The 26510-nt window shown below is 71.5% G+C and carries 20 protein-coding genes; 8 read left to right on the plus strand and 12 right to left on the minus strand.

The genetic code is table 11. From position 1 onward, the window contains the following. Positions 1-2: 2 nt before the first annotated feature. The 3 genes from ACSMXX_RS15710 to pdhA (ACSMXX_RS15720) are packed head-to-tail and all read right to left on the minus strand — an operon-like array spanning position 3 to position 3738. A complete protein-coding gene (locus tag ACSMXX_RS15710; protein WP_473179319.1) occupies positions 3-1448 on the minus strand; it encodes a dihydrolipoamide acetyltransferase family protein in 1446 nt (481 codons plus the stop codon). Beyond that, the gene (locus ACSMXX_RS15715) at positions 1448-2551 is read right to left on the minus strand and encodes an alpha-ketoacid dehydrogenase subunit beta (protein ID WP_473179320.1); all 1104 of its coding nucleotides are present in this window, start codon (positions 2549-2551) and stop codon (positions 1448-1450) included. The genes ACSMXX_RS15710 and ACSMXX_RS15715 overlap by 1 nt, the downstream gene beginning before the upstream one ends. Next, positions 2548-3738 (minus strand): pyruvate dehydrogenase (acetyl-transferring) E1 component subunit alpha, encoded by a 1191-nt coding sequence (gene pdhA / locus ACSMXX_RS15720; protein WP_473179321.1) that lies wholly within the window; start codon positions 3736-3738, stop codon positions 2548-2550. The genes ACSMXX_RS15715 and pdhA (ACSMXX_RS15720) overlap by 4 nt, the downstream gene beginning before the upstream one ends. Before the next feature lie 307 nt (positions 3739-4045). Between pdhA (ACSMXX_RS15720) and ACSMXX_RS15725 the strand changes: the two genes are divergently transcribed. Continuing rightward, positions 4046-4579, plus strand: a complete 534-nt coding sequence (locus ACSMXX_RS15725) for an Lrp/AsnC family transcriptional regulator (RefSeq protein WP_473179322.1) — start codon at positions 4046-4048, stop codon at positions 4577-4579. A gap of 115 nt (positions 4580-4694) precedes the next feature. Further along, positions 4695-5744, plus strand: a complete 1050-nt coding sequence (locus tag ACSMXX_RS15730) for a 2-hydroxyacid dehydrogenase (RefSeq protein WP_473179323.1) — start codon at positions 4695-4697, stop codon at positions 5742-5744. 105 nt (positions 5745-5849) lie between these two features. On the opposite strand, the gene ACSMXX_RS15735 is transcribed toward ACSMXX_RS15730, so the two are convergent. From ACSMXX_RS15735 to ACSMXX_RS15760, 6 genes are all read right to left on the minus strand, one after another. After that, positions 5850-6566 carry a sulfite exporter TauE/SafE family protein gene (locus ACSMXX_RS15735; protein ID WP_473179324.1) on the minus strand — a complete coding sequence of 239 codons (717 nt, stop codon included), beginning with the start codon at positions 6564-6566 and terminating at the stop codon, positions 5850-5852. Next, positions 6563-7687: an ABC transporter ATP-binding protein gene (locus ACSMXX_RS15740; protein WP_473179325.1), complete on the minus strand. Its 1125-nt coding sequence runs from the start codon at positions 7685-7687 to the stop codon at positions 6563-6565. Before ACSMXX_RS15740 ends, ACSMXX_RS15735 begins: the two co-directional genes overlap by 4 nt. Then, positions 7680-8786, minus strand: a complete 1107-nt coding sequence (locus ACSMXX_RS15745; RefSeq protein ID WP_473179326.1) for an ABC transporter ATP-binding protein — start codon at positions 8784-8786, stop codon at positions 7680-7682. The genes ACSMXX_RS15740 and ACSMXX_RS15745 overlap by 8 nt, the downstream gene beginning before the upstream one ends. Next, positions 8783-9904, minus strand: coding sequence for an ABC transporter permease (locus tag ACSMXX_RS15750; RefSeq protein ID WP_473179327.1), 1122 nt, complete (start codon positions 9902-9904; stop codon positions 8783-8785). The genes ACSMXX_RS15745 and ACSMXX_RS15750 overlap by 4 nt, the downstream gene beginning before the upstream one ends. Positions 9905-9978: 74 nt before the next feature. Continuing rightward, entirely contained in the window at positions 9979-10908 is a 930-nt protein-coding gene (locus ACSMXX_RS15755) for an ABC transporter permease (RefSeq protein ID WP_473179328.1), read from the minus strand. 12 nt (positions 10909-10920) lie between these two features. Then, positions 10921-12555, minus strand: coding sequence for an ABC transporter substrate-binding protein (locus ACSMXX_RS15760; protein WP_473179329.1), 1635 nt, complete (start codon positions 12553-12555; stop codon positions 10921-10923). 445 nt (positions 12556-13000) lie between these two features. Here ACSMXX_RS15760 and ACSMXX_RS15765 point away from each other — a divergent pair, with 445 nt between their 5' ends. Further along, the gene (locus tag ACSMXX_RS15765) at positions 13001-14701 is read left to right on the plus strand and encodes an FAD-binding oxidoreductase (RefSeq protein WP_473179330.1); all 1701 of its coding nucleotides are present in this window, start codon (positions 13001-13003) and stop codon (positions 14699-14701) included. A 59-nt stretch (positions 14702-14760) separates the two neighbouring features. Here the strand turns inward: ACSMXX_RS15765 and ACSMXX_RS15770 are convergent, their stop codons facing one another. Continuing rightward, complete coding sequence (locus ACSMXX_RS15770; protein WP_473179331.1) at positions 14761-15354, minus strand: TetR/AcrR family transcriptional regulator; 594 nt, start codon at positions 15352-15354, stop codon at positions 14761-14763. 391 nt (positions 15355-15745) lie between these two features. On the opposite strand from ACSMXX_RS15770, the gene paaN reads away from it, so the two are divergent. Continuing rightward, positions 15746-17512: a phenylacetic acid degradation protein PaaN gene (gene paaN, locus ACSMXX_RS15775; RefSeq protein ID WP_473184805.1), complete on the plus strand. Its 1767-nt coding sequence runs from the start codon at positions 15746-15748 to the stop codon at positions 17510-17512. Positions 17513-17602: 90 nt separating this feature from the next. Here the strand turns inward: paaN and ACSMXX_RS15780 are convergent, their stop codons facing one another. After that, entirely contained in the window at positions 17603-19279 is a 1677-nt protein-coding gene (locus ACSMXX_RS15780) for a protein kinase domain-containing protein (protein ID WP_473179332.1), read from the minus strand. 511 nt (positions 19280-19790) lie between these two features. On the opposite strand from ACSMXX_RS15780, the gene ACSMXX_RS15785 reads away from it, so the two are divergent. Continuing rightward, positions 19791-21371 (plus strand): protein kinase domain-containing protein, encoded by a 1581-nt coding sequence (locus ACSMXX_RS15785; protein ID WP_473179333.1) that lies wholly within the window; start codon positions 19791-19793, stop codon positions 21369-21371. 59 nt (positions 21372-21430) lie between these two features. On the opposite strand, the gene ACSMXX_RS15790 is transcribed toward ACSMXX_RS15785, so the two are convergent. Next, positions 21431-22129: a response regulator gene (locus tag ACSMXX_RS15790; protein WP_473179334.1), complete on the minus strand. Its 699-nt coding sequence runs from the start codon at positions 22127-22129 to the stop codon at positions 21431-21433. A gap of 371 nt (positions 22130-22500) precedes the next feature. Between ACSMXX_RS15790 and pdhA (ACSMXX_RS15795) the strand changes: the two genes are divergently transcribed. The 3 genes from pdhA (ACSMXX_RS15795) (at position 22501) to ACSMXX_RS15805 (ending at position 26409) form a co-directional block, all read left to right on the plus strand. Next, a complete protein-coding gene (gene pdhA, locus ACSMXX_RS15795) occupies positions 22501-23853 on the plus strand; it encodes a pyruvate dehydrogenase (acetyl-transferring) E1 component subunit alpha (RefSeq protein WP_473179335.1) in 1353 nt (450 codons plus the stop codon). 67 nt (positions 23854-23920) lie between these two features. Beyond that, the gene (locus ACSMXX_RS15800) at positions 23921-24886 is read left to right on the plus strand and encodes an alpha-ketoacid dehydrogenase subunit beta (RefSeq protein WP_473184806.1); all 966 of its coding nucleotides are present in this window, start codon (positions 23921-23923) and stop codon (positions 24884-24886) included. A gap of 14 nt (positions 24887-24900) precedes the next feature. After that, positions 24901-26409: a dihydrolipoamide acetyltransferase family protein gene (locus tag ACSMXX_RS15805; RefSeq protein WP_473179336.1), complete on the plus strand. Its 1509-nt coding sequence runs from the start codon at positions 24901-24903 to the stop codon at positions 26407-26409. The last annotated feature ends 101 nt before the right edge of the window (positions 26410-26510 follow it).

Raw genomic sequence — 26510 nt, forward strand, 5'->3', positions numbered from 1 at the left:
CACTAGAGCGTACGGAGCAGCACCGCGGGCTGTTCCACGCAGTCCGCGACATGGCGCAGGAAGCCGCCCGCCGTACCGCCGTCGCACACCCTGTGGTCGAAGGTGAAGGACAACTGCACGACGCGGCGCACCGCCAGCTCCCCCTGGTGTACCCACGGCTTCTCGGCGATGCGGCCGACGCCGAGCATCGCGGCCTCGGGGTGGTTGATGATCGGGGTCGAGCCGTCGACGCCGAAGACGCCGTAGTTGTTGAGCGTGAAGGTGCCGCCGGTCATGTCGCCCGGTGTGAGTTCGCCGTTCCGCGCCGACTCGGTCAGCCGCGCGATCTCCTCGCCGAGCCGGACGGCGTCCAGCGTGTGCGCGTCCCGTACCACCGGGACGACGAGCCCGCGGGGGGTCTGTGCGGCGAACCCCAGATGCACCTCGGCGCGGCGCACGATCTCGCGGGCCTCGGTGTCGACGGTCGCGTTCAGGTCCGGGAAGCGAGTGAGCGCGGCCGTGCAGATGCGGGCGAGGAGCGCCAGCAGCGAGACCTTGGACGCGCCTTGTGCGGAGGCGTGATCGTTCATCGCCCGGCGGGCGGCGAGCAGTTCGGTCGCGTCGGCGTCGACCCAGCAGGTGGCGTCGGGGATTTCGCGGCGGCTGCGCGAGAGCTTGTCGGCGACGGTGCCGCGGAAGCCGGTCAGCGGAATGCGCGTGGCCGTGTCGGGACCCGTCGCCGCCGGGGCGTCGGCCTGCTGCGTCGCGGGCAGGGCCGCCGGCAGAGGTGCCGACCGCGGCGCGGTCTGCCCGGTCGCTTCGCGGGTTCCCGCCGCGCGCTCGACGTCCGCGCGGAGGATCAGCCCTTCGGGGCCCGTGCCGGTGACTCCGCGCAGATCCAGGCCGTGCTCGCGGGCGATGCGCCGTACGAGCGGTGAGATGACGGCGACCGGGCCCTGCTCCGCCGCTCTGGGAGCGGGCGGCGGAGCAGGGGCCGCGGCCGCCGGCGGCCCGAAGCCGTCGACGGGGCGGGAGCGTCGACGGCGGCCTGCCGGGGCTCCTGTGCCGTAACCGACCAGGACGTTTCCGGAGCTTTCAGCCTCTGCGTGCACGTGCTCCGCATCCCCGTCCGCGTCCGCGTCCGTGTCCGCGTGCACGTTCTCGTCCTCGCCGGCCGCCGCGTCCGTACGGCCCGTGGTGGCGGGCCGCGTCTCCTGCTGCGACGCCCCCACGGCGACCGTCAGCAGCGGAGTGCCGACCGGGATCTCCGCGCCCTCGTCGCCGTAGCGCGCGGTGACCACTCCGCCGTACGGGCAGGGGACGTCCACGAGTGCCTTGGCCGTCTCGACCTCGACGACGGACTGGTCCACCGCCACCACGTCGCCGACGGCCACCAGCCATCGCACGACGGTCGCCTCCGTAAGGCCTTCTCCCAGGTCGGGGAGCGTGAACTCCCGTACGGAAGCCATCAGCGTCCCCCTCCCCCGAGGTTCAGGGCCGGTCCCGCGTCCTCGCCGGCACGCCATTCGCTCTCCCACTGGAGCCGTGCGACCGCGTCCAGCACCCGGTCCACGTCCGGCAGATGGTGCTGCTCCAGCATCGGCGGCGGATACGGGATGTCGAAGCCCGCGACGCGCAGCACCGGCGCCTCCAGGTAGTGGAAGCAGCGCTCGCTCACGCGTGCCGCCACCTCCGCGCCCGGACCGGCGAAGCCCGTCGACTCGTGCACGACGACGGCCCGCCCCGTGCGCCGTACGGACGCCATGACCGTCTCCTCGTCGAACGGCACCAGCGACCGCAGGTCGACGACTTCCAGCTCCAGGCCCTCGTCCCTGGCCGCCGCCTCCGCGGCCTCCATGCAGACGGGCAATGACGGCCCGTAGGTGATCAGCGTCGCCGACGTGCCCGGGCGGCGGACCACCGCGCGGCCGATTTCCGGCACCTCGTCCGGCTGCTCCGGCGACCAGTCGTCCTTGCCCCAGTACAGCCGCTTGGGCTCCAGGAAGATCACCGGGTCGTCGCTCGCGATGGAGTGCCTCAGCAGCCCGTACGCGTCGGCGACGGTGGCCGGCGTGACGACGTGCAGGCCGGGCGTGGCCATGTAATACGCCTCGGAGGAATCGCTGTGATGCTCGACGCCGCCGATTCCGCCGCCGTACGGCACCCGCACCGTCAGCGGCATCGGCAGGGCGCCGCGCGTGCGGTTGCGCATCCGCGAGATGTGCGAGACGAGCTGCTCGAATCCGGGGTAGGCGAAGGCGTCGAACTGCATCTCGACCACGGGCCGCATGCCGTACATGGCCATGCCGACCGCGGTGCCGAGGATGCCGGCCTCGGCGAGCGGGGTGTCGGTGCAGCGGTCCTCGCCGAACTCCTCCGCCAGACCGTCCGTAACGCGGAAGACGCCGCCGAGGGTGCCGACGTCCTCACCGAAGACATGCACGTCCGGGTCGGTGGCGAGGGCGTCGCGCAGCGCGCGGTTGAGGGCCTGAGCCATCGTGGACGGCTTGCGCGCGGACTCCCGGGGCGGCTGCGCACCGGGCTGCAACGACGTGCCCGTCGCCGTGCTCATTTCCGGCTCCCCTGCTCGTCCTTGTACTGCTCGGCGTCGCTGCGGTGCTCTCCGGCCGCCGGGGTCCCCTCCGCCTCGGCGGCCTCGAGCTCCGCGCGCAGCCGCTCGGCCTGCTCGTGCAACTGCGCGGTCCTGTGGGCGAATACATGGTCGAAGAGATCCATCGGATGCAGATCCGGCTCCTGGTGCATGCGCTCACGCAGGTCGCCCGCCATCCGTTCCGCCTCCTCGCGTGCCTCCTGCGCCCCCTCGTCGTCGAGGAGCCCTCGCGTGCGCAGCTCCCGTTCCATCAGCACGACCGGATCGTGCTCGCGCCAGGCGTCCACCTCGGCGGCCTCGCGGTAGCGAGTGGCGTCGTCGGCGTTGGTGTGCGCGTCGAGGCGGTACGTCACCGCCTCGACCAGGCAGGGTCCCTCGCCCCTGCGGGCCCGTTCGACGGCGTCCGTGAGTACGAGGTGCATCGCCGCCGCGTCGTTGCCGTCGACGAGCCGGCCCGGCATTCCGTAGCCCACCGCCTTGTGCGCGAGGGACGGGGCCGCCGTCTGCTTCGCCAGCGGTACGGAGATCGCGAAGCCGTTGTTCTGCACGAGGAAGACGACGGGGGCCTGCCATACGGCCGCGAAGTTGAGCGCCTCGTGGAAGTCGCCCTCGCTCGTGCCGCCGTCGCCCACCATCGCGAGCGCCACGACGTCGTCGCCCTTGAGGCGGGCCGCGTGCGCCAGCCCCACCGCGTGCGGCAGCTGGGTGGCCAGCGGCGTGCTGAGGGGGGCGACGCGGCTCGCGCGCGAGTCGTACCCGCTGTGCCAGTCGCCGCGGAGCAGCGACAGCACCGCCACCGGGTCGAGGCCGCGGGCGACGGCCGCGAGCGTGTCCCGGTAGCTGGGGAAGAGCCAGTCCTGCTCGCGCAGGGCCAGCGCCGCCGTGACCTCGGCGGCCTCCTGGCCCGTGGAGGACGGGTAGACGGCGAGGCGGCCCTGCTTGGTCAGCGCTGTGGCCTGCTGGTTGAAGCGGCGGCCGCGAACCAGTTGTCCGTACAGCTCGCGGAGCAGATCGCCGTCCAGCTCCGCGCCGGTGCCGAGCAGCCGCAGCGGCTCCCGGTCGGGCAGCAGGGGAGCAGGGTCGCGACGGGGGCGCCAGGCCGGGGGCGGTGCGAGGTGGTAGGCACCGGACTGCTCGAGAACGGTCATGGTGAGCACCTCACTCAGTGGGGACTGCCAGGGCTGCGGAGTTGCCTCGGGTTGCCTCGGGTCGTCTCGGGGTTCTCGGTGGCTCGTGGCCGGTCGCCGGGTCGCCGGTCGTGGGGCTCCAGGGCCTGTCCGGGCGCGGGTACCCGGACAGGCCCCGATGGGCGTGGAAGCGCGTTGCCGCTGTGCTCCCCTACCGATTGTTCGGTTGCCGGCACATTTTGGCTACAGGCGGGGTCAGGCTGTGGACAAGTTGAGCGACCGTGCGTTCGATGGAGGCAAGACGTCCAACCAGGGGAGGCCACAGGGCATGCCGGACGGACAGATTGCCGATTCCGCCGGCGGACCCGGGGGACCGGTCCCGGAAGGCGCGGAGGCTCTGGACCGCCGTCCCCCGGCCCGTCCGCTCGACCCCGTCGACAGGGAGATACTTCGGCTGCTGCGCGCCGACGGCCGGATGTCCGTACGGGCCCTGGCGGATCAGGTCCACATCTCCCGCGCCAACGCCTACGCCCGCATCAACCGGCTGTTGGACGACGGCGTGATCCGGGGCTTCAGCGCCCGCATCGACGAGGAGCGGGCGGGGCAGGGCGCGTCCGCGTACATCACCCTCAAGATCGTGCAGGACTCCTGGCGCAGTGTCCGCGAGAAGCTTCTGCGGCTGCCGGGGGCCGCGCACATGGCGCTGGTCAGCGGAGACTTCGACGTACTGCTGCTGGTGCACACCGCCGACAACAGGTCGCTGCGTGACCTAGTCCTCACGAGGATCCAGTCGATCCCGGAGGTGATCAGCACGCGCACCCTGCTCGTCTTCGAGGAGACCCATCTCGAGCCGGACATCTGAGTCACCTGAGTCACATACGTGAAACCAGACTGGATATTGTCTCTATCCGTGAACAGCTGGCAGACTCGGTGTCCCGTAGCGAAGGTACGCGCCGCGCACCGAAGGGACGACCCCAGTGGCCGCACCGACACCCTCGTCCTCCCGGCCACAGGGCACGCCACCGCCGGAGGTGCTGCGCGTCCTCGTCACGGACGGGATCATCAGCCGCTTCGCGGACGAGCTGACCTCGGGCGGCGGTGACGGCCACATCTGGACGACGGCCGCCGGCCTCCCTCCCGCCGAGATCCTCGAAGCCCTGCCGGAGACCGACGTCCTCGTCTGCACCGGTGCCGGAATGACCGCGGAGATGGCCGAGGCGGGCTCCGCTCTGCGGCTGGTGCAGGTCAGCGGCGCGGGGTGCGACGGCATCCCCTTCGACGCGCTCGCCCCGGGCACCGCGGTGGCCAACACCTTCCACCACGGGCGTTCCGTCTCCGAACACGTGCTGATGTGCCTCCTGATGCTCTCCCGCAGGGTGCTGACGGCCGAGCGTGAGCTGCGCTCCGGGCTCTGGCGCACGGTCGCCACCGACCCCGCGGCCGATTTCGGAACGACCCTCCAGGGCCGGACGGTCGGACTCATCGGCCTCGGCGAGATCGGGATCAACACCGCGCGCCTGGCGTCGGCCATGGGCATGCGCGTACAGGCGGTGCGCAGGAACCCGCACGCCCCGGCTCCCGGCGGTGTCGTACTGGACTGGACGGGCGGCGTGGGCGACCTTCACCGGCTGATGGCCACCTCCGACGCCGTCGTCGTCAGCGCACCGCTCACCGAGGAGACCCGCGGCCTTGTCGGCGCGGAGGAGTTCCGCGCCATGAAATCCACCGCGTTCCTCGTGAACGTCGCCCGCGGGCCCGTCGTGGACGAGGACGCCGCCTTCGCCGCGCTCAGCAGCGGCGCGATCGCGGGGGCCGCGCTCGATGTGTGGTGGGACGCCCAGGGAGAGGGTCGTGCGATCCCTTCGCGCCACCCGTTCGAGAAGCTGGAGAACGTCGTCCTGACGCCGCATCACTCCGGCCACACCCGGGACACCTTCGAGGGACGGGCGCGTGAGATAGCCGAGAACATCGGGCTGCTGGCGCGGGGACGGCCGCTGCGGAACGTCGTGCGCGCGGCCGCCGGCTGACCGCAGGGAAGCGGGGGACGATCCCGCCGCGTCCGCCGGTGGCCTTTGTGACCGTCCCCGCGCACCGTCCTTCGCCGCGCCTGTTCGTCTGCCCCTGGCTGCCCGTCAGAGGAACTGCTGCAGAACGAGCGTCGCGGCGCCCGCGACCGAGACCGCGGCAGCCGTCCACCGGAGGCGTTCGCGGTTCAGCCTGCGATTGACGAGGCGCGAGAGCAGACACCCGGCGACGGCCGCCGGCAGCAGCGCCGCGAACGCGCCCGCCGTCGAAGCGTCCACTTCGCCGTTCAGCCACAGCGCGGCCAGCGACACCACCGACCCCACGAGGAAGAACGCGCTCATGTTCGAGCGCAGCCGCGCTCCCTCCGAGCGTTGCCAGACCAGGGCCATGGGCGGGCCGCCGATGGAGGTCGCCGTACCCATGACCCCCGAGATCGCGCCCGCCGAGAGAAGCGTCAGCCGCCGCGGTCCCGGCCGCCAGCCGGCCGCCGTCACCACGACGCCCGTGAGCACCGTCGCGGCGACCAGCAGCGCCAGCATCCTGGACGGCAGCGCCGCGACCAGCAGCGCGCCGAGCACCGAGCCCGGCAGCCTCCCGGCCAGCGCCCAGCCCGTGCCGGCGAGTTCGAGGTGGGTGCGGTCGAGGATCGTGATCAGCAGTGTGACCACGGTCGCGAGCATGATGATCGTCCCCGGGATGAGAGTCGGATCGACGAGGGCGATCACGGGCGCCGCCAGCATCCCGATGCCGAAGCCGATGGACGCCTGAAGGCACGAGGCGGCGGTGACGGCTACCGCGACGAGCGCGAAGTCGGGGCCGGTCACGGCAGCACCGTGTGCGGAACTCCCTCCGCCGTGCCTTCCCCGGTGCCCTCCCCCGGGGTTCCGGCGCGACCGTCGAGGGGGCTCCCGTCGAGAGGGCTCCCGTCAAGGGGGAAGTGGCACGCGGCGCTGTGCCCTGCGGCGTGCGCTCCCGCCTCCTCGCCGCCTGAAGTCCCGTGCAGGGGCACCTGCTCGGCGCACAGGCTCTGCGCACGGGCGCACCGGGTGCGGAAGTGGCAGCCCGAAGGCGGGTCCGTCGGCGACGGGATCTCGCCCTCCAGCACAGTCCGCCGTCGCCCGCCGCGCGCCCCCGAAACGTCCAGTACGGGAGCCGCCGCAGTCAGCGCCGCGGTGTACGGATGCAGCGGCCGGTCCAGAACGGCTCCCGTGCCGCCCGTCTCCACGATCCGTCCCAGGTACATCACCGCTACGCGGTCCGCGATGTGCCGTACCACCGAAAGGTCGTGCGAGATGAACAGGTACGACACCGACAGCTGCTGCTGGAGGTCGGCGAGGAGATTGACGACCTGGGCCTGCACGGACAGGTCCAGCGCCGAGACGGGCTCGTCGCAGACGACGACGTCCGGGTCGAGGGCGAGCGCACGTGCGATGCCGATGCGCTGCCGCTGGCCGCCCGAGAACTCCTGCGGGTGCCGGCCGGCGTCCGAGCGGCGCAGGCCCACGAGTTCGAGCAGTTCGCGTACGCGTCCGTCCCTCTCCCGCGCCGTCGGGCAGAGGTCCTTGTGCGCCGTCCAGGGCTCGCTGATGATCTCCGCCGCCGTCATGCGGGCGTTGAGCGAGGCGAAGGGGTCCTGGAAGACCATCTGGATCCGCCGCCGCCAGGCCAGCAGCTCCTTCCCCTTGAGGCCGAAGGGGTCCACGCCGTCGAAGCGGACGCGGCCCCCGTCCGGGCGCTCCAGCCGCAGCAGCGTGCGCGCCAGTGTGGACTTGCCGCAGCCGGACTCGCCCACCAGACCGAGCGTCTCGCCCCGTCCGAGAGTCAGCGAGACGGAGTCGAGCGCGCGCAGCCGTCCGCTCCCGCCGGAGGAGCCCTTGGCGACGCGGAAGGTCTTGGACAGCTCCGAGACCTCCAGCAGGGAACCGGCCTGCTCCTGCTCAGCCATGGCTCAGCTCCTTCCAGAAGTGGCACGCGGACGTACGGCCGTCACCGGTGGCCTCCCGGGCGGGCCGGCGGGTGCGGCAGACGTCCTGCACCAGCGGGCAGCGGTCCTGGTAGACGCAGCCGTCGGGAATCGAGTGGAGGTCGGGAGGGGCGCCCGGGATCGAGGGGAGCGCGCGGGCGCGGGCCGGGGCACCGCCCGGGCCGGTGCTGTCCGAGCCGGAGCCGTCCGTGTCGGAGCCTTCCGCGCCGGTGCCGTCCGCGCCCGGCCCCGCCGACGGTACGGACTCCAGCAGCCCTCGCGTGTACGGGTGGAGGGGCCGGCCGAAGACCTCACGCACCGGACCGGTCTCGACCACGCTCCCCGCGTACATGACCACCACCCGGTCCGCCTGCTCCGCGACGAGCGCGAGGTCGTGCGTGATCAGCACGACGGCCATGCTGTGCTCCGTACGCAGGTCCCGCAGCAGCTCCATGATCTGCGCCTGGACGGTCACGTCGAGGGCGGTGGTCGGCTCGTCCGCGAGCAGCACGCGCGGGCCGAGGGCCACGGCCATCGCGATCAGCAGGCGCTGACGCATGCCGCCGGAGAACTGGTGCGGATGGTCCCCCGCCCGGTTCTCCGGCTCCGGTATCCCCACACGGCGCATCAGCGCGACGGCCTCTTCGCGTGCCGCCCGGGCGCCGAGGCCCTGGTGGATGCGGAAGGGTTCGGCGAGCTGAGTGCCCACCGTGTAGACGGGGTTGAGCGCGGTCAGCGCGTCCTGGAAGACGATCGCGAGCTCGGGTCCCGCCATCGCGCGCCGGGCGGCGGGCGCGAGCCCGAGCAGGTCGGTGTCGCCGAGCCGTACCTCGCCGCCCGCGACCTCGGCGACCGGGTCGAGGAGCCCGGCGATCGCCTGCGCGGTGATGCTCTTGCCGCAGCCGGACTCTCCGAGCAGTGCGAGCGTCTCCCCGGAGAGGGCCGAGAAACCCACGTCGTCGACCGCGAGTACCGGGCCACGGGCGGTGTCGATGCGCACGCTCAGCCCTGTCACCTCCAGCGCGGCGGCGGGCTCCTCCCCGGGAGCCTCGGGGGCGGTGGTGCTCGCCTCGGTGCTCATCGCCGTACCTCCTCGCCGGACTTGCCGGACTTGCCGGAGCTGCTGGACCTGCTGGACGGGCGCTTCCTACGGGGCAGCCCCAGCAGACGGCGCTGGGCGGGGTCGGTGGCCAGGCGGAACCAGGCCGCCAGTACGGACGCCGAGACCGTCGTGATCACGATCGCGAGCCCCGGGAAGATCGACATCCACCACGAGGTCTGCAGATACTGCCGCCCCTGAGCGGTCATCAGGCCCCAGCTGATGTCGGGCGGCTGGATGCCGATGCCGAGGAAGCTCAGCGAGGACTCCGAGAGCATGACGAAGCAGAAGTCGACGGTCGCGACCGTCAGCAGGGTCGGCAGCACCGTCGGCAGCACGTGCCTGCGGATGATCGCGCCGCTGCGGGTGCCGAACGTGCGTGCCGCGTCCACGAACAGCCGGCTCTGCAGCTCCGCCGACTCCGCGCGCGCGGTGCGCAGATAGACCGGTATGCGGGCGATGGCGAGGATCGCGACGATGTTGGCCGCGCTCGGCGAGAAGACGTAGAGGACGACGACCGCGAGCAGCAGCGACGGGAAGCTGAGGATGATGTCGGCGATCCGCATCGAGAGGGTCTCGCGCCGCCCGCGGTGATATCCCGCCCACATGCCCCAGGCCGAGCCGACGACCAGCGATATCAGTACGGCGGGGACGGCCACGGAGAGCGTGGTGCGGGTCGCGACGACGAGCCGGGCGAGCATGGAGCGGCCGAGGGAGTCGCTGCCGAGGACGTAGGCCCAGCCCTGGTCGGAGTGGAAGGGCGCGGTGCTGACCGCGTCTAGGTTCTGCCTGGTGGCCAGGTCTCCCATGAGCCAGGGGCCGAACACCGCCGTCAGCGCGACCACCAGCAGGGTGCCGGCGGCCAGGACGGCCCCGCCGTCGCGCAGCAGCAGCCGCAGCAGCCCGGGGCCGTCCGTGCCGCGCTCCGCAGCACCGGTCGCACCGGAGGGCCCGGTCCCGCCGGAGCCTCCGGAACCGCCGGAGGGCCCGGCCTCGCGCGCGGACACGTCCGCAGCACCGGCCGCCCCGCCCGCCTCGGGTCCGCCGGTCGCCCCGCCCGCTTCGGACGCGTCGCTCCGGCCGTGTGCCGTGTGTGACATCGGGCCTCCTTTCGTCACGTCGCGGCTCGTCACGTCGCGGCTCGTCACGCCACGTCTCCTCACGCCGCCGCTCGTCACGTCGCCTCGACGGGCTGCCGCACTCGCGCGTCGAGCAGCGCGTAACAGACGTCGATGAGGATGTTCAGGACGAAGATCGCCACGGCCGTCACGAGGACCGCGGCCTGCAGCACCGCGAAGTCCCGCTGCAGGATGGAGTCGATCATGAGCTTGCCGATGCCGGGCCATCCGAAGATCGTCTCGACCACGACCGCGCCGTTGACCAGGCCGACCGTCAGGTCCCCGGCCACCGTCAGCGCCGGTGCGGCCGCGTTGCGCAGCGCGTGGCGGGTCACCACGCGGCGGTTGTCGGCACCCTTGCTGCGGGCGAGCCTGACGTACGGGGAGGAGAGCGCGGAGACCATCGCCCCCCGCACGACCTGTACCAGGACGCCGAACGGCCGCACCGCCAGGGTGGCCACCGGCAGAATCCAGATCCCGTGGGCCGTCACGCCCGAGGTCGGCAGCCATCCCAGCGTGACCGCGAAGATCCACACGCCCACGATGGCCAGCCAGAAGTCCGGCACGCTCGCGGCGACCATCGACATCGTGCTGCACACCCGGTCCGCGAGGCCGTTCGGCTTGAGCGCCGCCCAGCTTCCGACGACGGCCGCGCCGCCGACCGCGATCAGCATCGTGAACCCGGCGAGCTGAAGCGTGGCGGGGAAGGCGTCGAGCGCCATGCGGCCGGCTTCCTGCCCCGTACGAAGCGACTCGCCGAAGTCGAGCCGGACCACGCCGCCGAGATAGTCGAGCATCTGGGAGAAGAGGGGCTGGTCGAAGCCGTTGCGCTCGGCGAACTCCGCCCGCATCCGGTCGGTCGCGTTGAGCGGCAGATAGAGACTGGCCGGATTGCCCGTCAGCCGGGCGAGGCAGAAGACGCCCAGCACCACGACCACCAGCGGTATGACGCTGGAGAGGGTACGGCGCCGCAGGAAGGTGATCACCGGCTTCTCCTCTCAGCCCTTGGGCCGTACTTCGGCGAGACGCATCTCGTCGTTGGTGGCCGAGTCCGGCTCGTAGGACACGTGGGGAGAGATCGCGACGACGCCGCGCATGTGGGCGATGTGGGCGAACTGCGTGATCTCGCCGTTCTGTTGCTTCAGCAGCGCCGCGTAGGCCTTCTGCCGCTCCTCGCCGGACTTGCGGCCCGCCTCGGCGAGCGTCTCGTCGAAGTCCTCGGTGCCCATCACGCTCTGCGCGCCCTTGGAGGTCATGTACTGGTCGACGGTGAAGGCCGCGTCGCCCGCCTGGTTGCCGTGCTGCATCAGCAGCGCGACCGGTCCGGCGTCCGGCACGAACGGCCTGAGCTGGTATTCGAGGTGCGCGGATTCGTCGACCATCTTGAGCTTGACGTTCAGGCCGGCCTGCGTGAGCTGCTCCTGGAGCACCTCCGCCGTCTCCGAGACCCGTGGGAAGAGCTCGTGGCGTCCGACCATCAGGATCTGCTTGTCCGTCGGCACGCCGTCGGCCTTGGCGGCCTTCACCAGCGCCCTGGCCTTCTTCAGGTCGTGCGGCCACGGCTTGATCGCGGGGTTGTGACCGAGCACGCCGGGCGGCACGAGCTGTCCGGCGGGCTCACCGAGGCCGCTGAAGAGCGACTTGACGATGCCGCGCTTGTCGAGCGCGTAGTTGACCGCCTGCCGCACCCGCCGGTCGTCCAGCGGCGGCTCCTCGCCGGACAGGCGCAGCGCCGTCGTCTCGTTGTTGGGGTGGTTGACGCCGAGGTCTCCGGCGCCGTCCAGCGGACCGAGTTTGAGCGCGATGTCCGCCTCGTCGCTGGTGACCATGGCCGCCCGTACGGTGCCCTCCGTCCGCCACTGGTAGGTGACGTTCTCGTACGCGGGGGTCTTGCCCCAGTAGCGCTTGTTGCGGTCGAGGCGCAGCTTGAGGCCGGTGTCCCAGCGTCCGATCTCGTACGGGCCGGTGCCGACCGGCTTGCGTACCTTCTTGTCCGTCCCGGTGGAGGTGGGGACGATCTCGACGAAGGACAGGCGCAGCGGCAGGATCGGGTCGGGCTCCTCGCTCTCCACGGTCAGCGTCGTGCCGTCGACGGCCTTCACGTCGAGGGGGGCGTCGCCGAAGACGTAGCCGTCGACGTTGCAGCCGAGGTCGGAATTGACGGCGCGTTCGATGGAGTAGGCGGCGTCGCGGGCGTCGAAGCCGGTGCCGTCCTGGAAGGCGACGCCCTTGCGCATCGTGAACGTCCACTCGGTGTCCGAGGTGCGCTTCCAGCCCGTGGAGAGCAGCGGGGAGAGGTCGCCGGAGCGGGCGTCCCGTTCGATCAGCGGCTGCGTGATGTTGGAGCGGACGACCACGCCGGTCGAGGTGAGGGAGGACTCGCAGGGTTCGAGCGTCGGCGGCTCCTCCGGCAGCACGATGCGCAGCCCTGAGCCGCTGCCGCCCAGCGAGTCGCTGTTGGCGACGGTGCAGGAGGAGGCGAGGACGGCCGAGCCGGCGGCGAGCAGCGCGACGGCCGTGCGCCTCCGGCGGCGCAGGGCGGCGCGGAGCCGGAGCCGGGGCCGGGCTGAGGGCAGGAGCGGGCCCCGCGTCCGTTTCTCCCGGGGTGCCTCGGGCTTCGGGGGCACGGGCATCTCATTCCTCCTGGGCCTGCGCCCGTCGGGGCCGGCGGCGGATGTTCGGCGGGGAGGTTTCCACATATGACTGTCCACATATGAGAATGCAGTCCATGCTGGCGGACACAACGTAGAAGTGCGGAATCGGCCCGTCAAGACCTCTGTCGTCGTGGGCATGAGGGCGAAACCGTGGTCAGGGGCGCGCGGGTGCCGCGCGGCGGCACGGCGTGACGACAAGGTGCCCGGCGTTCATGTCCGTGGACGTTGCTTTGCGTGGAGCCGATGCGGCGGCGCTGCGGATCTTGCGACCGGTGCGCCGGCGTCATTACCCTCCAGCGATCCGTCCGCGCGCGCCGGGACTGCCGGGGACCCCCGGGGCCCCCGGGGCCGCCGGGGCCGCCGGGGCCCGTCCGCGGCAGGCCGTGGAGATGCCGCGGCCGGCCGGAGCGAGCGGAGGGCCTCCATGGCGGCAGAGCATTCACCAGGCAGTACGCGGAGCACGCCGACCGGCGGCACGACCGCGGCGGGCAGGTCCTGGTGGGGCTGGGGACGTACGGACAAGGCGCTGCCGGACAGCGAGTGCGCCGCTCTCGCCGCGATGCTTCCCGGGCTGCCGTCCGGACCGCTGCCGGTGCCCGACGCCGCCGCCCTCACCCTCGCGCCTCCGCGCCTGCAAGCACCCGGCTCGCTCGCGCACCTGGTCTCGGACGGTACGGCGGAGCGTGCCGCCCACACCTACGGCAAGGCGTACCGCGACATCGTCCGCGCCCTGCACGGCGATCTGACCGCCGCGCCCGATCTCGTCGCCTTTCCGCGCACCGAGGCGGAGCTGGTGGACCTGCTCGACTGGGCGGGCACGCGGAACGCCGCGGTGATCCCGTACGGCGGCGGCAGCTCGGTCGTCGGCGGCGTCGAATACCGCGGCGGCGACCATTCCGGAGTCGTCTCGCTCGATCTGTCCGCGATGGACCGGGTGCTGGAGGTGGACACGACCAGCAGGGCGGCCCGCATCCAGGCGGGCGTGTTCGGGCCGGCACTGGAGCAGCAACTCCGCGACCACGGCGGAGGTCTGACGCTGCGGCACTTCCCGCAGAGCTTCGAGTTCTCCACGCTGGGCGGCTGGCTGGCCACCCGCGCCGGAGGGCACTACGCGACGCTGCACACCCACATCGACGACCTCGTCGAGTCGATGCGCGTGGTCACTCCCGCCGGCACATCCGAGTCCTGGCGGCTGCCCGGTTCGGGGGCGGGCCCGTCGCCCGACCGGCTCTTCCTCGGCTCCGAGGGGACCCTCGGGGTGATCACCGAGGCGTGGATGCGGCTGCAGGACCGTCCCGTGCACAAGGCTTCCGCCGCCGTGCTCTTCACGGACTTCGCGGACGCTGCGGAAGCCGTACGGGCGATCTCGCAGTCCGGCCTCCACCCGGCCAACTGCAGGCTGCTCGACCCCGGCGAGGCCGCTCTCGCGGGCGCGGCGCACGGCGGGGACAGCGTGCTGGTGCTGGGCGTGGAGTCCGCGCACCACCCGGTGGACGGGCGGCTGGCGGAGCTGTGCACCCTCGCCGCCGACCACGGCGGGCGTCTCCCCGCGTCCGGCGGCGCCGCCGGGAGCGGCGGCGACGGCGACACCGGCGAAGGCGACGGCAGCAGGGGGGACCGGGACGCCGCCGTGAGCGCCTGGCGGTCCGCGTTCGTACGCATGCCGTATCTGCGGGACGGGCTGGCGCGGATGAGCGCGATCACCGAGACCTTCGAGACGGCGTGCACCTGGGACCGGTTCCCCGGCCTGTACGAGGCGGTCCGCACCGGGACCGCGGCCGCCGTGCGGGAGATCACCGGCAGCCCCGGGCTGGTCAACTGCCGCCTGACGCACGTGTATCCGGACGGACCCGCCCCGTACTTCACGGTGATCGCCGCCGGCCGCCGCGGCCAGGAGGTGGCCATGTGGGACGAGATCAAGAGCGCGGCCATGGAGACGCTCGGCAGGCACGGCGCCACCGTCACCCACCATCACGCCGTCGGGAGGGACCACCGGCCCGGCTACGACCGGCAGCGTCCCGAGCCGTTCGCACTCGCCCTGCGGGCCGCCAAGTCGGCCCTCGACCCGCGGGGAATCCTCAACCCGGGCGTCCTCGTGGACGCCGGGCCGCCCGGAGCGGGCTGAGACCGGCAGGGCCGCGCACGGGCCGCGCACGGGCCGCGCACCCGGATCAGGGGAGCGGCTCAGCTGCGCAGCCCCGCGAAGGCGGTACGCACGACGGCCTCCGCCACCTCGTCGCTGGTGGCGGTGCCTCCACGCCCGGCACGCGAGGGGCGGTACCACTCCACGATGGAGTTGATCATGCCGAACAGCAGCCTGGTCGCCAGCCGTACGTCCACATCGGCCCGCAGATCGCCCTCCGCCACCGCCAGCTTGATCAGTTCCGAGACCCGCTGGTCGAACTCCCGGCGGCGGGCCATCGCCCACCGCTCGGTGTCCGTGTTGCCGCGGACCCGCAGCAGCAGCGTCACGTACGGCAGTTCCGACATCAGCACCTCGACGGTGCGGCGGGTGACGTGCTCCAGCCTGTCGATCGCGCGGCCCTCGCGGGCACGCGGCTCGTCGAGGACGCCGAACAGCCCGCTGAGGGCCCGGCTTATCGCCCGGCGCAGCAGCTCCTCCTTGCCGCGTACGTGGTGATAGATCGACGACTTCGAGATACCGGCGGCCTGCGAGAGATGCTCCATCGACGTGCCGTCGTAACCGCGCTCGTTGAACACCTCCACGGCGACTTTCAGCAGCGAATCGGGTGTGTAGGTGTCGCGCTTGACCGGCATGCGGCCGATGCTATCCGCGTTGTCCACAGGCTCACCGTCCCCCTTGCACCGACCGATCGTTCGGTAGCAGTATCTACCTGTTGCTGCAGGACCGACAGCCCGCGCAGCCATGCGGGGCCTGCACACCCCGCACATCCGAGCGGGGCGGGCAGGCGATGCAGCGCAAGACAGCGCCAGTGCCGTGACCGGCAATGTTTGCCCGTAAAGGAGCGTCGTCCGGTGCGTGCGATCGCAAGGCGGCCGGAAGGCCTTGTAGCGGAGCTACCAGGGCTTTTGGCCAACGCAGCGAGCGTGCGTGCAGGGCGGCGCGACAGGGCAAAGCTTGCCGGGAGGGGTGCTGGCCACCCAGCCCCCAGCTTCGACGAGGAGTTGGTCGTTCGTGACCGCACCCGTGACCACCACCGCGACTACGGCCGGAAGCACCGCGCTCGCCGCGGCCCGGCTGACCGAGAAGCACCGTCCCACGCTCGACCGCGCGCTGGAGGCGATCCGCAGCCGCGAGTACTGGTCGCCGCACCCCGAGCACCCCAAGGCGTACGGGGAGGAGTCCGCGGTTGCGGGCTCGCTGAGCGCCGGGCAGGGCCAGGCCGCCTTCGACGCGCTGCGCGGCGGCCGCTTCGAGATCGAGGGCCAGCCTGGCACGGCGGGTCCGCAGGGCGGCTGGGCGTCGACCGAAGTCTCGCCGTACGGCCTGGAGATGGGCATCGAGTATCCGCGCCCCGACCTCGACGTGCTGCTCCCCGAGATGCGCAAGGCGATGCCGGCCTGGCGGGCGGCGGGGCCCGAGGTGCGGGCGGCGGTCTGCCTGGAGATCCTGGCCCGCATCAGCGCCCGTACGCACGAGTTCGCGCACGCGGTGATGCACACCAGCGGCCAGGCCTTCATGATGGCGCTCCAGGCGGGCGGCCCGCACGCCCAGGACCGCGGCATGGAGGCCGTCGCCTATGCCTACGCGGAGCAGGTGCGCACCCCTGAGACCGCCGCCTGGTCCAAGCCGCAGGGCAAGCGCGACCCTCTCGAACTCGACAAGCGGTTCACGGCGGTGGGCCGCGGCGTCTCGCTGCTGATCGGCTGCAACACCTTCCCCACCTGGAACGGCTACCCGGGCTTCTTCGCCTCTCTCGCCACGGGCAACCCGGTGCTGGTCAAGCCGCATCCGCGTGCGGTCCTGCCGCTGGCGCTGACGGTCCGTATCGCCCGCGAGGTGCTCACGGAGGCGGGCTTCGAGGCGAACCTCGTGGCGCTGGCGGCCGAGCGGGAGGGCGAGGGCATCGCCAAGGAGCTGGCGGTCCGCCCTGAGATCCGCATCATCGACTACACGGGCTCGACGGCCTTCGGCGACTGGCTGGAGGGCAACGCCCGCCAGGCCCGCGTCTTCACAGAGAAGGCCGGGGTCAACACGGTGATCATCGACTCCACCGACGACTACAAGGGCATGCTCGGCAATCTCGCCTTCTCGCTCTCGCTCTACAGCGGCCAGATGTGCACCACCCCGCAGAATCTGCTGATCCCGCGCGACGGCATCAGCACGGACGCGGGCGAGAAGTCGTACGACGAGGTGGTGGCCGATCTCGCCACCGCCGTGGGCAAGTTGCTCGGGGACGACGCCCGTGCGAACGCGATCCTGGGCGCCATCGTCAGCCGCCAGGTGCGTGAGCGCGTCGAGTCGGCGGCCTCGCTCGGCGAAGTGGCCCTGGAATCCCGTCCGGTGGAGCACCCCGACTTTCCCGGTGCGACGGTGCGCACGCCGGCCGTGGTGAAGCTGGAGTCCGCGAAGCCGGAGTCGGAGGCGGCGTGCTTCTCGGAGTGCTTCGGGCCGGTCTCCTTCGCCGTCGCGGTCGACTCCACCGCCGACGCCGTCGCTCTGCTGCGGCGCACGGTGCGTGAGAAGGGCGCCATGACGGTCGGCGCGTACACGACGTCCCCGGCAGCCGAGCGCCTGATCGAGGACGCCTGCATGGACGAGTGCGCGCAGCTCTCGCTCAACCTCACCGGAGGGGTCTATGTGAACCAGACCGCGGCCTTCTCCGACTTCCATGGCTCCGGCGGCAATCCCGCGGCCAACGCGGCGCTGTGCGACGGCGCGTTCGTCGCCGACCGCTTCCGGACGGTGGAGGTCCGGCGGCCCGCGGAGCCCGCGGAGTCCGCCCCCGCGTAGGCAGCAAAAGAAGGGGCGCCCGGCGCGTGCGGTGCGCGTCGGGCGCCCCGGCCTGCACGGCCGACTGCGGGCACCTGCGGTGCGGGCCCGTCAGTCGGCGGGCTTGCCGGTGGAGACGGTCAGCTCGATCTCGTCCTTCTCCGGGTCCAAGTACTCGATGCCGTCAGGGGACTGCTCCAGGACCATGTTCTTGCCCCAGATGTTCTCGTCCTCGCGTGAGATCTCGCCGAGCTTCCAGCCCGCCGCGCTGATGCACTTCTTCACCGAGTCCAGGTTCTTGTAGGTGAAGTCGGGCACGATCTTCTTGCCCTTGTCCGAGTAGCTGTCGGACGCGTTCGTGCAGCGGGTGGTCTCGATTGTCTTCGACTTGTCCTCGGGCTTGAAGCCGTCGGGGTCGTCGTCGCCGGTGCTCCCGCCCGAACCGGCCTCGGGTGACTGCCGGTTCTCCGGGGCGGCGGTAGTGGGGATCGGCTCGCTGTCGGCCTCCGGGTCTTCGTCGCTGCTGGTGGAGAACAGCACCGCGACGATCACCGCGATCACCGCCACGGCCACCGTGATCACCGAGCCGACGATCACCGGGGTGTTGCTCTTCCGCCCGCCGCCCCCCGGGGGCTGCGGGGAGAGCGTGTACGGGGGAGGCGTGTGCTGCCCGCCGCCCTGCTGCGCACCGTAAGGCGCCGGCGCGTACTGGCCCATCGGAGCAGTGGCGGGCGGCGGAGGCGTCGAGGGCCCGAACCCGCCGTACTGCTGCTGCGGCTGGTAGGGCTGCGCTCCCTGCGGCGGCGTGCCCTCGCCCACCGGCGGGAAGACGGCGTGCCCCAGGCCCGCGCCGCTCTGCGCGACCGGACCGCCCTGCACGATGGACGGAGAGGCGGCGGCCGCCGCCTGCCGGACGAGGCGGGTGCACTCCTGGTTCATCGTCTCCGCGGACGGGAAGCGCTCGTTCGGGTTCTTCTTCAGCGTCCGCGCCACGAGGCCGTCGACCGCGGGCGTCAGCGACTGGTTGATCGCGGAGGGCGTGGGCGCATCCTCCTGCACATGCGCGTACGCGATGGCCAGCGGGGAGTCGGCGTCGAACGGCAGCCGCCCGGTGAGCAGTTCGAAGAGCATGATGCCGACCGAGTACAGGTCGGAACGGGCGTCCACGCCGCGCCCCAGCGCCTGCTCCGGCGACAGATACTGCGGCGTGCCCACGACCATGCCGGTCTGCGTCATCGACGTGACGCCGGACTGCATGGCACGCGCGATGCCGAAGTCCATGACCTTGACCACGCCGCGCTTGGTGAGCATCACGTTGCCGGGCTTGATGTCCCGGTGTACCAGCCCCATCTCGTGGCTGACCTCGAGTGCCGCCAGCACATCGCCGGTGATCTTCAGCGCCTTCTCGGTGGGCATCGCGCCGAACTTCGCGATGTCCTCGTCCAGCACGGAGCGCAGCGGCTTGCCCTCGACGTACTCCATGACGATGTACGGCACCATCGCGCCGTCTATCTCGTCCTCGCCGGAGTCGAAGACCGAGACGATGTTGGTGTGTGTGAGCTTCGCGACAGCCTGTGCCTCGCGGCGGAAGCGCTCGCGGAAGGACTGTTCACGGCCGAGTTCGGTGTGGAGGGTCTTGACCGCGACCTGGCGGTCGAGCACGGAGTCGTATGCGAGGTAGACCGATGCCATGCCGCCGGCGCCGAGCAGACTCTGCAGCTGGAAGCGGCCGCCGCCGACCGTGCGGCCCGCGTACTCCGCGGCTGCCTGACCGCCGTCGTCACTCATCTGACTGCTCCCCCTCGGCGGCATGCCCCCGCACAGTTTTTTCAGGGCAGATTTCCAGCCCCGGAAACTCGCTGCTGCTCACTGATTCTCGTACCGGCACAAGTCTGCCGGAGGGCTCCGGTACGTCAAGCGCAGTGCCCGTTCCGTGACCCGATGCGCAACCTGTGCCCACAACTGTGGCAGCCCTGAATCTTCGTAACTCTTGCGCCACGAGCCCCTGTGTGCTCTGCGGCACACAGGGGCCGCACAGCCCGTCGCGCAAGGCTGCACGGCCCGCCCCGCAAGGGCTCGCGCCCCGTCGCCTGCGAACTTGCCAGCCGGGCACCGCAGCCGATTGGATGGCTGATCCGTCCCCGTCCATGCGACTCCCCCGAGCCTGTAGCCTCCAAAGCGGAGCGGCGCGAGCCCGGGTCGTCCGGGCATGAGCCGTCCGGGCATGAGCCGGCAGTCAGGGGGTAGGCACCGCGCGACCCACACGGCATGACGGCATTTCGATCCACGGCGAGGACAGATGGCACAGACGCAGGCCGGCGGGGGTCCCTCGGACCCTGACGCCATGGGCGGCTCCATGTCCGAATCGCCTGAGCTGTGGGGCAACAACGGCCTTGTCGGCGACGGCCGGTACCGCCTTACGCACCGTCTCGGGCGGGGCGGCATGGCGGAGGTCTTCGCCGCCGAGGACCTGCGCCTGGGCCGTACCGTCGCGGTGAAGCTGCTCCGCTCCGACCTCGCGGAGGACCCGGTCTCCAAGGCCCGCTTCACGCGTGAGGCGCAGTCGGTCGCGGGCCTCAACCACCACGCCGTCGTGGCCGTCTACGACTCCGGCGAGGAGACGATCGGCGGCAACATCACGCCGTACATCGTGATGGAGCTGGTCGAGGGCCGTACGATCCGTGATCTGCTGCTCAACGCCGAGGCGCCGCCGCCCGACCAGGCGCTGATCATCGTCTCCGGTGTGCTGGAGGCCCTGGCGTACAGCCATCAGCACGGCATCGTGCACCGTGACATCAAGCCGGCCAACGTCATCATCACCAACACCGGCGCGGTCAAGGTGATGGACTTCGGCATCGCCCGCGCCCTGCACGGCGCGTCCAACACCATGACGCAGACCGGCATGGTGATGGGCACACCGCAGTACCTCTCCCCGGAGCAGGCGCTCGGCAAGACCGTCGACATCCGCTCCGACCTCTACGCCACCGGCTGCCTTCTCTACGAACTGCTCACTCTCAGACCGCCGTTCACGGGCGAGACCCCGCTTTCCGTCGTCTACCAGCACGTCCAGGACGAGGCGGCGCCGCCGTCCGAGTCCGCCGAGACAGTGCCGCCCGAGCTGGACGGCCTGGTGATGCGGGCGCTGGCGAAGGACCCGGACGACCGGTTCCAGAGCGCCGAGGAGATGCGCGGCCTGGCCCAGTACGCGCTGCAGATGCTGCACGAACAGGGCAGCCACACGGGCGGCATCTGGAACACCGGCCCGGTCGCGCACGCCGGTGGCTCCACCCCGGCGATGGGCGTCCCCGGCGCCGGAGCACGGCAGCACCCCGCGCACGGCGACACCTCGACGCTGGCACCGCCCATGCTGATGGGCGCGCCCGACCGGGACGACGGAGGGTTCGAGGGCGGGCCGCGCCGCGACGACCGCCGCGGCGGCGGCGTGAAGTACGCGTTCATCGCCTTCCTCGCCGTGATCGCCGTGGCGGCCGGCATCTACTTCGCCGCGACCTACGACTCCGGCAAGGGGGAGAACGACACCAAGCCGGACACGTCGACGACGGAGCCGAAGGACAAGGAGACGTCGGAGGACCCGGAGCCGACGCCGACGGAGACCGAGGAGGAGCCCGGCGCGAGCACGGGCAACACCGGCGAGGACACGCCTTCCCAGACGCCCTCGGAGACGACGCCGAGCGAGACCGAGACCTCGCCGACGGAGGAGCCGACGGACACCCCGAGCGAGACGGACTCCGGCAACGGCGGCAACACCGGGAATGGCGGAGGCACCGGCGGCCCCACCAATACGCCCTCCGATCCGCCCACCACGGAAGACGGCGGGACCAACCAGGGCGGCGGCGACACCGGAGGGCCCGAGGACTGAGACCGCCGGGCGGGCCTTTCCCCCGCCTGGGCGTTCCCCCTCCCCGAACGGCTCCCGGCTCACCGGCCGACTTCGTCCGGGCCCGGCCCTTCCTGCCCCGCCTGCATCCGTGCGACGTACGCGGCGGCCTGGGTCCTGCGCTCCATGCCGAGCTTCGAGAGCAGCTGCGAGACGTAGTTCTTGATGGTCTTCTCGGCCAGGTTCAGCTCGTCGCCGATACGACGGTTCGTCATGCCCGCGCCGATGAGGTCGAGGATGATGCGCTCCTGGCCGGTGAGCGAGGCCAGCTTCTCCTGGCCGCTCACGCCTTTCTCGCGGACGGCTCCCCTGCGCAGCCGCTCCACCACCCGGCGGGCGGAGTCCGGGCCGATCAGTACCTTCCCGGCAGCCGCGTCCCGTACCGCCGACTGGAGTTCCTTGCCGCGGATCCCCTTCAGGACGTAGCCGGAGGCCCCGGCCAGTACGGCGTGCACGAGCGCCTCCTCGTCCGGGAACGAGGTGAGGATCAGGCATGCGATGTCCGGGTCGCGGGAGCGCAGCTCGCGGCAGACCTCGATGCCGCTGCCCTCCGGGAGACGTACGTCGAGCACGGCGACGTCGGGACGGGCCTCCGGGATGCGCTTCAGCGCGTCGGCCGCGTTGTCCGTCTCGCCGATCACCTCGATGTCGGGTTCGGCCGAGAGCATCTCGTGGACACCCCGGCGGATCACCTCGTGATCATCGAGCAGGAAGACAGTGATTTGTATGCTTTCTTCCATTTTCTCAGTCTCACACACTGGTCTCCGCTCCGCCCTTCCCGCACTCTGGAGCCGCGGGATACCGTGCAGGGGTCTGAGAGGCCCGCGAGGCTGTGACCAGTGATGTCCCTGATCCTTCGGCTTGCCTGGAGTTCCGAGTCGTTTAGTTGGAAATCCGAGCAAAGTTGCAGGTCAGGACGGCTTCATGCATGTATGGAGTCCTGGGAACTGCTTCAGCGGGCCTCAACCGAGACATCGTCACCGTCCGGTTGCCGTCCGTGCCGCACCCACCCCCGTGCGCCGTACGGGACCGGGCGAGCCTCCCTCCGCCCCCGGGCGGGGGACCCCCAGGCCACCGGCGACCCCGGGGGCCGGACAGAAGAGGAGCACACGTGACCGTGGAGAGCACTGCCGCGCGCAGCACGTCGCGCCGCAGCGGCACCGCAGGAAAGCGCGCCACGAAGAAGACGGCGTCCGCACCGGGCGACGCCGGCAGCACGACAGGTACGACGGCGAAGACCGCGAAGCGTTCGAAACCCGCGAGTTCGAAACCCGCCAAGACTGCGAAGCCCGCCAAGACTGCGAAGGCCGCGAAGCCCGCGAGGACGGCCAAGTCCGCCAAGCCGCGCACCGCGGGGCGTAACGCGAACGGATCGGCCGGCCCCGAGCTCGTACAGCTGCTGACCCCCGAGGGCGAGCGGGTCGAACACCCTGACTACGCCATCGATCTGACCGCCGAAGAGCTGCGCGGCCTGTACCGCGACATGGTGCTCACCCGGCGCTTCGACAGCGAGGCGACCTCGCTCCAGCGCCAGGGCGAACTCGGCCTGTGGGCCTCGCTGCTGGGCCAGGAGGCCGCGCAGATCGGCTCCGGGCGGGCGCTGCGCGACGACGACTACGTCTTCCCGACCTACCGCGAGCACGGCGTCGCATGGTGCCGCGGCGTGGACCCGACGAAGCTGCTGGGCATGTTCCGCGGAGTCAACAACGGCGGCTGGGACCCGACCACCAACAACTTCCACCTCTACACGATCGTGATCGGCTCCCAGGCCCTGCACGCCACCGGCTACGCGATGGGCGTCAGCCTGGACGGCGCCGACTCCGCCGTCATCGCGTACTTCGGCGACGGTGCCTCGTCGCAGGGCGACGTGGCCGAGGCCTTCACCTTCTCCGCCGTCTACAACGCGCCGGTCGTCTTCTTCTGCCAGAACAACCAGTGGGCGATCTCCGAGCCCGCCGAGCGGCAGTCCCGCGTGCCCATCTACCAGCGCGCCGCGGGTTTCGGCTTCCCCGGCGTGCGCGTCGACGGCAACGACGTGCTGGCCTGTCTCGCCGTCACCCGCGCCGCCGTCGAGCGGGCGCGCAGCGGCGAAGGACCCATGCTGATCGAGGCGTTCACGTACCGCATGGGCGCCCACACCACCTCCGACGACCCGACCCGCTACCGCCGGGACGAGGAGCGCGCCGAGTGGGAGGCCAAGGACCCGATCGCGCGTCTGCGCACGTACCTGGAGAAGGACGGGCTCGCCGACGACGCGTTCTTCGCGTCCATCGACGAGGAGAGCGAAGCAATGGGCAAGCATGTGCGTGAGGCGATCCGCACCATGCCCGACCCGGACACCATGGCGATCTTCGAGAACGTCTACGCGGACGGGCACGCGCTGGTCGACGAGGAGCGCGCCCAGTTCGCCGAGTACCTCGCGTCCTTCGCCGACTCCGCCGAATCCGCAGGGGAGGGCCGCTGACATGGCCGCTGCCGCTACTTCGACTGCTTCAGCCTCCGCCGGGTCCGGCACCCCGGACGTACGGAAGATGCCCATCGCCAAGGCGCTCAACGAATCGCTGCGCACGGCGATGGAGAACGACCCGAAGGTCCTGGTCATGGGGGAGGACGTCGGCAAGCTCGGCGGCGTCTTCCGTATCACGGACGGCCTGCAGAAGGACTTCGGCGAGCAGCGGGTCATCGACACCCCGCTCGCCGAGTCCGGCATCGTCGGCAGCGCGATCGGGCTCGCGCTGCGCGGCTACCGCCCGGTCGTGGAGATCCAGTTCGACGGTTTCGTCTTCCCGGCGTACGACCAGATCGTCACGCAGCTCGCGAAGATGCACGCGCGGGCACTGGGCAAGATCAAGCTTCCCGTCGTCATCCGCATCCCGTACGCGGGCGGCATCGGCGCCGTCGAGCACCACAGCGAGTCGCCCGAGGCGCTCTTCGCGCATGTGGCCGGCCTCAAGTGCGTCTCGCCGTCCAATGCTTCGGACGCCTACTGGATGATGCGTCAGTCCATCGAGAGCGACGACCCGGTCGTCTTCTTCGAGCCCAAGCGCCGTTACTGGGACAAGGGCGAGGTCGACGTCACCGCCATCCCGGCGCCGCTGCACGCGGCCCGGGTGGCCCGCCAGGGCGCCGATCTCACGCTGGCGGCCTACGGGCCGATGGTGAAGACGTGCCTGGAGGCGGCGAGCGCGGCGCAGGAGGAGGGCCGTTCCCTCGAAGTGATCGACATGCGCTCCATGTCGCCGATGGACTTCGACACCGTCCAGAAGTCGGTCGAGAAGACCGGAAGGCTTGTGGTGGTGCACGAGGCGCCAGTATTCCTGGGGACCGGCTCGGAGGTGGCCGCCAGGATCACGGAGCGGTGCTTCTACCACCTGGAGGCCCCGGTGCTGCGCGTGGGCGGCTTCCATGCGCCGTATCCGCCGGCCCGGTTGGAGGACGAGTACCTTCCGGGTCTTGACCGGGTGCTCGATGCCGTCGACCGCGCGCTGGCGTACTGAGGAGAGTCGTGACGATGACTGAGAGCGCGACCCGCATCCGCGAGTTCAAGATGCCCGACGTGGGTGAAGGGCTGACCGAGGCCGAGATCCTCAAGTGGTACGTCCAGGCCGGTGACGCGGTGACGGACGGCCAGGTCGTCTGCGAGGTCGAGACGGCCAAGGCCGCGGTCGAACTGCCCATCCCCTTCAACGGATCCGTGCACGAGCTGCGCTTCACCGAGGGCACGACCGTGGACGTCGGCACGGCGATCATCGCGGTCGACACCGACCCGTCGGCCGGGCCCGTCGGCGGCGAGGCGGTCGTGGAGACGGCGGCGCCCGCCGACGAGGGAACAGGCGAAGGGACCGGCGAAGGGGCCGGCGAAGGCGGTGGCGACAAGCGGCAGCCCGTCCTGGTCGGTTACGGAGTCGCGGACTCCCCGACGAAGCGCCGCCCGCGCAAGCAGCAGCCGGCGGCGGACGCACCGAGCAACGGGAGCGGCGCGGCGGAGTCCGCGGCGGAGCCCGTGGAGGAATCCGTACAGGCGGCCGTGCAGGGCGAGTTGAACGGTCACCGGGAAGGCGCCGGCACGGTCGGTACGGTCCCCGCACCGGGCGGCCCCGGGCGTCCGCTGGCCAAGCCACCGGTGCGCAAGCTGGCCAAGGACCTCGGCATCGACCTGACGACGGTCGTACCGACGGGCCCCGAGGGCGTCATCACGCGCGAGGACGTGCACGCGGCCGCCGCACCCGCCCCAGCCCGTGTCCCCGCCCCGGCGGCCCCTGCACCGTCCGCCGTCGCGGCCGCGCGGCCCGAGACCGCGGGGGCCGGCGAGACGGCGGCGCGGGAGACGCGGATCCCGGTGCGCGGCGTACGGAAGGCCACGGCGCAGGCCATGGTCAACAGCGCGTTCACCGCGCCGCACGTCACGGAGTTCGTGACGGTGGACGTGACGCGGACGATGAAGCTCGTACGGGAGCTGAAGCAGGACCCGGACATGCAAGGGCTGCGCGTCAACCCGATGCTGCTGGTCGCCAAGGCGTTCCTGGTCTCGCTGCGCCGTCACCCGGAGGCCAACGCCGCCTGGGACGAGGCGAATCAGGAGATCGTGCGGAAGCACTACGTCAATCTGGGCATCGCCGCGGCCACACCGCGGGGCCTGATCGTCCCCAACATCAAGGACGCGCAGGCCATGACTCTGCCCGAACTGGCGGAGGCGCTCGGCGAGTTGGTCTCCACCGCCCGTGAGGGCAAGACCAGCCCGGCTGCGATGCAGGGCGGCACGGTGACGATCACCAACGTCGGCGTCTTCGGCGTCGACACCGGGACGCCCATCCTCAACCCCGGTGAGTCCGCGATCCTCGCCTTCGGCCAGGTACGGCAGCAGCCGTGGGTGCACAAGGGCAAGGTCAAGCCGCGCGACGTCACCACGCTCGCGCTCGCCTTCGACCATCGTCTGATCGACGGCGAACTGGGCTCGAAGGTGCTCGCGGACGTGGCGGCGGTCCTGGAACACCCCAGGCGCCTTATGACCTGGACCTGACGGGCAGGGTCTCCGGTCGCTCGCCGTCCGGTCGCCGTCTCCGACCGCTCACCCGGTGCCGGGCCCCTTCACGGGGTCCGGCACTGCTGTGTGCGGGGCCC

The sequence above is a fragment of the Streptomyces sp. DSM 116795 genome, assembly GCF_055792905.1.

Coding starts and splice junctions, on each gene's coding strand:
- ACSMXX_RS15805 (WP_473179336.1), top strand. CDS start 24,901: ATGACTGAGAGCGCGACCCGCATCCGCGAGTTCAAGATGCCCGACGTG.
- ACSMXX_RS15800 (WP_473184806.1), top strand. CDS start 23,921: ATGCCCATCGCCAAGGCGCTCAACGAATCGCTGCGCACGGCGATGGAG.
- ACSMXX_RS15785 (WP_473179333.1), top strand. CDS start 19,791: ATGGCACAGACGCAGGCCGGCGGGGGTCCCTCGGACCCTGACGCCATG.
- ACSMXX_RS15745 (WP_473179326.1), bottom strand. CDS start 8,786: ATGAGCACCGAGGCGAGCACCACCGCCCCCGAGGCTCCCGGGGAGGAG.
- ACSMXX_RS15790 (WP_473179334.1), bottom strand. CDS start 22,129: ATGGAAGAAAGCATACAAATCACTGTCTTCCTGCTCGATGATCACGAG.
- ACSMXX_RS15760 (WP_473179329.1), bottom strand. CDS start 12,555: ATGCCCGTGCCCCCGAAGCCCGAGGCACCCCGGGAGAAACGGACGCGG.
- ACSMXX_RS15765 (WP_473179330.1), top strand. CDS start 13,001: ATGGCGGCAGAGCATTCACCAGGCAGTACGCGGAGCACGCCGACCGGC.
- ACSMXX_RS15780 (WP_473179332.1), bottom strand. CDS start 19,279: ATGAGTGACGACGGCGGTCAGGCAGCCGCGGAGTACGCGGGCCGCACG.
- ACSMXX_RS15710 (WP_473179319.1), bottom strand. CDS start 1,448: ATGGCTTCCGTACGGGAGTTCACGCTCCCCGACCTGGGAGAAGGCCTT.
- ACSMXX_RS15750 (WP_473179327.1), bottom strand. CDS start 9,904: ATGTCACACACGGCACACGGCCGGAGCGACGCGTCCGAAGCGGGCGGG.
- ACSMXX_RS15740 (WP_473179325.1), bottom strand. CDS start 7,687: ATGGCTGAGCAGGAGCAGGCCGGTTCCCTGCTGGAGGTCTCGGAGCTG.
- pdhA (WP_473179321.1), bottom strand. CDS start 3,738: ATGACCGTTCTCGAGCAGTCCGGTGCCTACCACCTCGCACCGCCCCCG.
- ACSMXX_RS15725 (WP_473179322.1), top strand. CDS start 4,046: ATGCCGGACGGACAGATTGCCGATTCCGCCGGCGGACCCGGGGGACCG.
- ACSMXX_RS15715 (WP_473179320.1), bottom strand. CDS start 2,551: ATGAGCACGGCGACGGGCACGTCGTTGCAGCCCGGTGCGCAGCCGCCC.
- ACSMXX_RS15770 (WP_473179331.1), bottom strand. CDS start 15,354: ATGCCGGTCAAGCGCGACACCTACACACCCGATTCGCTGCTGAAAGTC.